The organism is Lyngbya sp. CCY1209 (assembly GCF_055795065.1).
Window position 1 is genome coordinate 1 of record NZ_JAYFER010000123.1, and the last position, 7,657, is coordinate 7,657.

The 7,657-nt window shown below is 54.1% G+C and carries 6 protein-coding genes and 1 tRNA gene; 4 read left to right on the forward strand and 3 right to left on the reverse strand.

Annotated elements, in window-relative coordinates:
- The coding region (locus AC0QHF_RS00910) for a hypothetical protein (protein WP_375341387.1) at window positions 1–214 on the forward strand (214 nt) is incomplete at its 5' end.
- 102 nt (window positions 215–316) lie between these two features.
- Here AC0QHF_RS00910 and AC0QHF_RS00915 read toward each other — a convergent pair.
- Together AC0QHF_RS00915 and AC0QHF_RS00920 are read right to left on the reverse strand one after the other, a co-directional pair.
- Window positions 317–1,210 (reverse strand): ROK family protein, encoded by an 894-nt coding sequence (locus AC0QHF_RS00915; protein WP_324702303.1) that lies wholly within the window; start codon window positions 1,208–1,210, stop codon window positions 317–319.
- Window positions 1,211–1,232: 22 nt separating this feature from the next.
- Window positions 1,233–1,499, reverse strand: a complete 267-nt coding sequence (locus tag AC0QHF_RS00920; RefSeq protein ID WP_324702304.1) for a hypothetical protein — start codon at window positions 1,497–1,499, stop codon at window positions 1,233–1,235.
- Window positions 1,500–1,929: 430 nt separating this feature from the next.
- Between AC0QHF_RS00920 and AC0QHF_RS00925 the strand changes: the two genes are divergently transcribed.
- A complete protein-coding gene (locus tag AC0QHF_RS00925) occupies window positions 1,930–3,114 on the forward strand; it encodes a GGDEF domain-containing protein (protein WP_324702305.1) in 1,185 nt (394 codons plus the stop codon).
- Window positions 3,115–3,310: 196 nt separating this feature from the next.
- On the opposite strand, the gene AC0QHF_RS00930 is transcribed toward AC0QHF_RS00925, so the two are convergent.
- On the reverse strand, window positions 3,311–3,481 hold the full coding sequence (locus AC0QHF_RS00930) for a hypothetical protein (RefSeq protein ID WP_324702306.1): 171 nt from the start codon (window positions 3,479–3,481) through the stop codon (window positions 3,311–3,313).
- A 212-nt stretch (window positions 3,482–3,693) separates the two neighbouring features.
- On the opposite strand from AC0QHF_RS00930, the gene carB reads away from it, so the two are divergent.
- Window positions 3,694–6,942 carry a carbamoyl-phosphate synthase large subunit gene (gene carB / locus AC0QHF_RS00935; RefSeq protein WP_324702307.1) on the forward strand — a complete coding sequence of 1,083 codons (3,249 nt, stop codon included), beginning with the start codon at window positions 3,694–3,696 and terminating at the stop codon, window positions 6,940–6,942.
- Between the two features lie 82 nt (window positions 6,943–7,024).
- Window positions 7,025–7,107 (forward strand) — tRNA-Leu (locus tag AC0QHF_RS00940).
- Window positions 7,108–7,657 lie beyond the last annotated feature (550 nt).

The window sequence follows — 7,657 nt, forward strand, 5'->3', positions numbered from 1 at the left end:
CATCAATGATCAATCGGTAGGGGCAAGCCTCTGCGCTTGCCCATCAATCCATCAATCCATCAATGATCAATCGGTAGTGGCAAGCCTCTGCGCTTGCCCATCAATCCATCAATCCATCAATCCATCAATCCATCAATCCATCAATCCATCAATCCATCAATCCATCAATCCATCAATGATCAATCCATCAATCCATCAATCCATCAATCGGTAGTGGCAAGCCTCTGCGCTTGCCCATCTAACCTGATAATTTCCTATCAATTGAAACCCGGGGCAACCAGAGACGGTTGCCCCCACGGGTGGAGAAAATTGGGACTCAAACCTCGAACGTCTGAAACGCCAGCCGCGCCGCCCCGCAGGCCCCCGCCCGATTGCCCAATTCCGCCGTCACAATCTGCAAACCTTCCCGAGAGCTCGGCAAAACCCGCCGTTCAATTTCACCCCAAACACTCGGCAAAAATAAGTCCGCCCCCGCACTGATGCCGCCGCCCAACACCACCGCTTCCGGGGTGAGGACGTAAATCAAACTCGCCAAACCCGCCCCCAGACGCCGCCCGTACTGTTCCCAATAGGCTAAAGCTTCAGTATCGCCCGCGATCGCTTTTTTCGCCACCGCCGCCGGTTCCATCCCCGTCTCCCGCCGCACCGCCTGCACCGAGGCATACTGTTCCAGCGAGCCCCGGTTGCCGCTGTTGCACGGGGGACCGTCCGGGTTCAACGTAATCAGCCCCAACTCCCCCGCCGCCCCCCGGGGACCCACAAATAACTCGCCATTCAGGATAATCGCACCGCCGACACCCGTCCCCAAAGTCAGCATAATGACATTTTTGAACGATCGCCCCGCCCCCAGCCAAGCTTCCCCTAACCCGGCACAGTTGGCATCATTCGCCAGAATCACGGGTTTTCCCGTCTTCTCCTCCAGCCAATCCGCCAGGGGCACCTCCCGCCAATCCCGAAGGTTGATGGCAATTTTGGAAATCCGCCCCGCCGCGTCCACCGGACCGGGCAACCCCACCCCGATCGCCTCCAAAGACTTGACATCCGGCGCAAGTTGTGCTATTGCATCCGCCATCGCGGCCAGAACCGCTTTCGGGGTGGCGGGTTGGGGGGTGGGAACCTGCAAAGACCCCAGACACGATCCGTCCGCCTCAAACCGTCCCAGTTTGATCGCCGTCCCCCCCAAATCGATGCCGATGACCTGAGATGCCATGCCGTTCAACTCACCTGTCGGGTTATTCGAGATCGTCCACTTCGTCGCGATCGATGCTGGTGGTAAAGACGGGTTCGACGCGGACACCCATGATGCTGCAGGGACGGACGACCAGATATTCCCCTTCCATCGTCTTGATGGGGACGTTCAGAAATTCGTTGTCGTTGTGCTTGGGGATGAGGACTTTCGTGTACCAAGCTTGAAACTCTTGGATGGTCTTGAATCGAACTTCTTCGCGGTGTCCCCCCTGAATGAGGAGGTGGACGGCATAGGAACTGGGTTTTCGCATGACAGTTTGTGGGATGATAAGGCATTCTCGGTTTATTTTCTCACCGATGAGGGCGATCGGTCAATCGACACCACTACGAAACCCGTTGCGAACAGGCTGCGGGTATCTTCTTTGCGATCGGAAGTCTTCAATAATGGGGGTGGAAGCATCCAGTCCCCATCTAGCTCGCCGTGGCAAATCATCCGGATTTGGTGTAATATCAATTTGGACAATTGACCGGCAATTGGCGATTCCTATATCCCGGCATTAAACGGGAATTAAAAAATCGCAATACTGGAAGTTTATTGACGCCCGGCGCAGATGGTATGGCAACGGGAAAGAATTCGCGAACTTCCCGGGGATCAAAGCCCCCGGGATGGGGATTTCACCGCCGACAATTTTCAAATCACTTCGGAATTCTAGAGGCCGTGATTTTATTGATTTTCAGGACATGAATTTTGATACGGATACGATGATCGTCATGATGGTGCTCTCGTCCTTGCTACAGGCGGGCATTCTCCTGTCATTGATCGCCACGGCACACGAGTATAAAGGAATGTCAAACTATGTGCTGGGAACCCTATTTTCTGCCCTTTCTTTTGGCTGGGTTATCGTCATCAAGTTCGCCCCGCCTCCCGCCCTATCAATGAAGCTTCTGGGCAACCTTATCCTGGCCGCTTCTATGATTTTTAGCGTCGCCGGTATCGGCCAATTTGTCGGCAGAAAAATTGACAATTTTTTATGGATTTTCAGTGGGACATTATTTTCAATTTCACAGATTTATTATTTGTACGTTGACGACAACTATTTCTGGAGAAATATCGCGCTGATCCTGATCGGCATTTTAGCCTATGGGGTGAGTATCAGATATATGATCGGTGCAAATATCAGAAACTTTTTAATGACGGGCCGCTGTCTGACAGCGGTATTGTTTTTGGGTATCTGCATCTTTTTAATGCGCGGTTTCTTTCTGGTTAACAGTCAAACTCAGTCCGCATTAGATGCAACCCTCGCCAACATCTTCACTTTTTTTGGGATTTTTATTGTGGACTTTCTACGCAACGGTTTTTTTGTGTTGATGGTGAGTCAAAGAATGTATTCCGAACTTCATAAAATGTCGGAGACCGACTTTTTGACGCAAATTTTCAATCGGGGGGCGATCGCCGTCAAGGTCGAGGATATTTTGGCGCAAAAAAAATTTGAAATTTTAACCTTAATTTTATTGGATGTCGATCGCTTTAAGAAAATCAATGATACCCACGGTCACGATATCGGCGATTTGGTCTTGCAGCAGGTGACGCGATCGCTCCAATCCCAACTCAATCCACCGGATTTGATCGGCCGCTGGGGAGGAGAGGAGTTTTTAATTGTTTTGCCGGACTGTCCTCCCTCAAAAGCCCGCGATCGCGCCGATTCTCTGCGCCTCCAAGTCGCCAATAATCCGGTATTTTTTGGGGCGGATACCGGGGGAATTGTCAACTGTACCATCAGCTTGGGAGTCGTGACTGATACCGCCGGAAATCACGCCATAGATGAACTTCTCAAACGGGCGGACGAGGCCCTGTATAAAGCCAAAACGGGTGGACGAAATCGGGCGGAATTTGTCGTCCTCTCCCCCACCCCAATTGAAAAGTAAAAAAGAATTCAGTTAGCCGATCCCAGCCCCCTAAAAACTTCGATGCTCTTTCATTTTCCGCCTGAAAAATGCCTGGGGGAGACGGAAATAATTAATAATTAATAATTAATTGACTTGAGTTTTCCGAGAATGAAATAGCCAGACCCCGTATGGCAGGCAACAGGCAACAGGAAAAAAAGCGTCCGCTGTCTGAGTTTCAGAGTGATTCGATGTCCGGAGGACCCGGGCGACTGCCATCGTATCCCGGGGAACCGGCGAAAACGCCGGAATCCGGCTGGCTCAACTGCTTGTGCAGTCGGACATCATCTGATCGAGACACCGCCAGGAAAGCATCCCGGACTCCTGTCCAAGTCAACAGTAAGGACATCCCGGGGCGGAACTTCACAAACGTTCGTCGGCGTCAAGTTCAATCTGAACATTTGGCAGGGGATGGAGGGTGTACCCTGACTGTGATTCAAAGACCGATCCATCATTGTTTGGGTCTGACCCAGATCGGAACTCAACAGACGAGTTTGATTCTGGGATTCCCCGCAAATTATACACTAATATGGATCACCGAATAACGGATAGCTGAGAAATATGCCCCGACGCGACGACCTGAAAAAAATTCTGCTTCTGGGTTCAGGCCCAATTGTGATCGGACAAGCCTGCGAGTTCGACTATTCCGGGACTCAAGCCTGTAAAGCGCTGCGAGAAGAAGGCTACGAGGTAGTCCTGGTCAACTCCAACCCGGCCACAATCATGACCGACCCGGAAACCGCCGAACGGACGTACATCGAGCCGTTGGTGCCCGAGATCGTGGAAAAAGTGATCGCCAAGGAACGGCCCGATGCCCTGCTGCCGACGATGGGGGGCCAGACCGCCCTCAACATCGCCGTGGACCTGGCGAAAAATGGCGTGTTGGACAAATACGGCGTGGAACTGATCGGCGCGAAATTAGAAGCGATCGAAAAGGCCGAAGACCGCCTGTTATTCAAACAGGCGATGGAAAAAATCGGCGTGAAGTGCTGTCCGTCCGGCATTGTCAGCAATATGAACGAGGCGATGGCGATCGCCGATCAGATCGGAAGCTACCCCCTGATCATCCGCCCCGCCTTCACCCTGGGGGGCACCGGCGGCGGCATTGCCTACAACCAGGAAGAATACGAAGAAATGGCGATGGCGGGGTTGGACGCCTCCCCGGTGTCCCAGATTTTGGTGGAACAATCCCTGATCGGTTGGAAAGAGTACGAACTCGAAGTCATGCGGGATCTGGCCGATAACGTCGTCATCATCTGTTCCATCGAAAACATCGACCCGATGGGCGTCCACACCGGCGATTCCATCACCGTCGCCCCCGCCCAAACCCTGACGGACAAGGAATATCAGCGGTTGCGGGATGCCTCGATCAAAATCATCCGGGAAATCGGCGTGGAAACCGGGGGATCAAACATCCAGTTTTCCGTCAACCCCGTCAACGGGGACGTAATCGTAATTGAGATGAACCCCCGGGTTAGCCGTTCCTCGGCCCTGGCATCCAAGGCCACTGGATTCCCGATCGCCAAATTCGCAGCCAAACTCTCCGTCGGCTACACCCTCGACGAGATCGACAACGACATCACCAAAAAAACCCCCGCCTCCTTCGAGCCCACCATCGATTATGTGGTCACGAAGATCCCCCGCTTCACCTTCGAGAAGTTCCCCGGCGCCCAACCCGTCCTCACCACCCAGATGAAATCCGTGGGGGAGGCGATGGCCATCGGCGGCACCTTTGTCGAATCCTTCCAAAAGGCCCTGCGATCGCTCGAAACCGGTTTGGCGGGTTGGGGACTCAACAAGGACGAAAAACTCCTCAGCCTGGATCATATCCGCTCCGGGCTGCGGACGCCGAACCCTGACCGGATGCTGACCCTGCGTCACGCCATGTTGATGGGGATGTCCGTGGAAGAAATTTACGAACTCACCGGCATCGACCCCTGGTTTTTGGACAAATTCAAGGACCTGTTGGAAACCGAGAAATTCCTGAAGCGCACCCCCCTCAAGGAACTGAAGGCTGAGGAGATGCTGGAGGTGAAGCGGCAGGGATTCAGCGATCGCCAAATCGCCTTCGCCACGAAAACCACCGAGAAAACCACCGAAGACGAGGTGCGAAGCTACCGCAAGGGGTTGGGGGTGAAACCCGTTTATAAAATGGTGGATACCTGCGCGGCGGAATTCGAGTCCCAAACGCCCTACTACTATTCCACCTACTGGGAAGAGGACGAAATGATCGCCTCCGACAAACCCAAGGTGATGATTTTGGGCGGCGGACCCAACCGCATCGGCCAGGGGATCGAGTTCGACTACTGCTGCTGCCACGCCTCCTATTCGATGCGGGAGGATGGCTACGTCACCATCATGGTCAACTCCAACCCGGAGACGGTTTCCACGGACTACGACACCAGCGATCGCCTCTATTTTGAACCCCTGACCCAAGAGGATGTCTTCAACATTATCGAGGCGGAAGAACCGGACGGGATCATCATCCAGTTCGGCGGCCAAACGCCTTTGAAACTGGCCGTACCCCTGCAAAAAGCCCTGGAGGCATCGACGTTAAAAACCAAGATTTGGGGTACGTCCCCCGACTCCATCGACACCGCCGAAGATCGGGAGCGGTTCGAGAAGATCCTGCGGGAACTTGACATCCAGCAGGCGCCCAACGGCATCGCCCGCAGCTACGAGGAAGCGTTGGTGATCTCCGGTCGCATCGGCTATCCTGTGGTGGTGCGCCCCTCCTACGTTTTGGGGGGTCGGGCGATGGAGATCGTCTACTCCGATGAGGAGTTGGAACGGTACATGACCTTTGCGGTGCAGGTGGAACCCGATCACCCGATTTTGGTGGACAAGTTCCTGGAAAATGCGATCGAGGTGGATGTGGATGCGGTCGCCGACAAAACCGGAAATGTGGTCATCGGCGGCATCATGGAACACATCGAACAGGCGGGGGTCCACTCCGGCGATTCGGCCTGTTCCATCCCCTTCCAAACCCTGTCCGAAGGGGCGATCGAGACGATCCGCCGCCAGACGATCCAACTCGCCAAGGCTCTGAACGTGGTGGGGTTGATGAACATCCAGTTCGCGGTGCAGGGGGAACAGGTTTACATCCTGGAAGCCAACCCCCGGGCGTCGCGGACGGTGCCCTTCGTTTCCAAAGCGATCGGCGTCCCCCTGGCGAAGATGGCGTCCCGGGTGATGTCCGGCAAGACGTTGGAGGAGTTGGGCTTCACTGAAGAACGGGTCCCCACCTACGTCTCGGTGAAGGAGGCGGTGCTGCCCTTCGCCAAGTTCCCGGGTACGGACGTGCTCCTCGGCCCGGAAATGCGATCGACTGGGGAAGTGATGGGCATCGATACGGACTTCGGACAGGCTTTCGCCAAGGCGGAACTGGCGGCGGGGCAGGTGTTGCCCAAGTCGGGGACCGTGTTCGTTTCCGTCAACGATCGCGATAAGGAGGCGATCGTCCCGGTGGTGCAGGACTTCCTGGATCTTGGCTTCAAGGTGACGGCTACCATCAACACCCGCAAGGTACTCTGGGAGCACGGGGTCAAGGTGGACATGGAGTTGAAACTCCACGAGGGGCGGCCCAACGTCCTGGACGCGATCAAAAACCAGGCCGTGCAGTTGGCGATCATCACTCCCTCCGGGGAGGAAGCCCGGGAGGACGGGATCAAGATCCGGCGATCGGCCCTGGCCTACAAGGTGCCGATCATCACCACCATCGCCGGGGCTAAGGCCACCGTCGCGGCGCTGCGATCGCTCACCCAGACTTCCTTCGACGTGAAGGCGGTTCAGGACTACTACGTTAAATAGAACCCTTCGGGGACGGGGGCGGATTGAAAAATCTTCCCCCGCAATCCCCGATCTCTGTTATAATGGTTTACTGCACAAATAAGCGGACGTGGCGGAATTGGTAGACGCGCTAGATTTAGGTTCTAGTGTCCTCGCGACGTGAAGGTTCAAGTCCTTTCGTCCGCATTTTTGTTAAACCCTCTTCCGTAAGACTTTCGGCTATATTTTTTAACCGAGTTTTACGCCGTTACACTCAAATTGCACTCTTTACCGTCTTAGCGCATTGGACGATGAGTGCGTATCCTATGCAACAAAACTTAATAATTGATTAAAAAAGCAAGACTTCTATCACAAAACCCCTATAAGGTCAGTCCCCGAGCTGATAGATGATTCTCAAGATAGTCTTAACTTCCGGTAAGTTGGGGTCAATGCCCGCCTCCGATAGGCGCTCTAGGGCAAGGTTATAAGGGATCGGCAATCGCGCCGATCTTTTCAAGACTTCCAGGGTAGCGTCTACTCCTTGAGTCTTGTACTTGCTCTCGTTAACAATAGTCGAATGGTCCATCATTCTTGCCCGAAGTTCAATTGGGACTCCGTACTTTTCACAGAGGAGGAAAATCTTGAAGATTTCACGATAAGTACGGATATCGTTTTCTTGATTGACAAACTCCCCGCGAAGACAGCGACGGGGATTCTGGGGTCAAACAGTAAATGCAGGCTGAGCCTGACTGACTTT

What these genes read in the sequence shown, in the direction of transcription:
- AC0QHF_RS00930 (WP_324702306.1), bottom strand. Translation starts at nt 3,481, where the DNA reads ATGTCCTTACTGTTGACTTGGACAGGAGTCCGGGATGCTTTCCTGGCG.
- carB (WP_324702307.1), top strand. Translation starts at nt 3,694, where the DNA reads ATGCCCCGACGCGACGACCTGAAAAAAATTCTGCTTCTGGGTTCAGGC.
- AC0QHF_RS00920 (WP_324702304.1), bottom strand. Translation starts at nt 1,499, where the DNA reads ATGCGAAAACCCAGTTCCTATGCCGTCCACCTCCTCATTCAGGGGGGA.
- AC0QHF_RS00915 (WP_324702303.1), bottom strand. Translation starts at nt 1,210, where the DNA reads ATGGCATCTCAGGTCATCGGCATCGATTTGGGGGGGACGGCGATCAAA.
- AC0QHF_RS00925 (WP_324702305.1), top strand. Translation starts at nt 1,930, where the DNA reads ATGAATTTTGATACGGATACGATGATCGTCATGATGGTGCTCTCGTCC.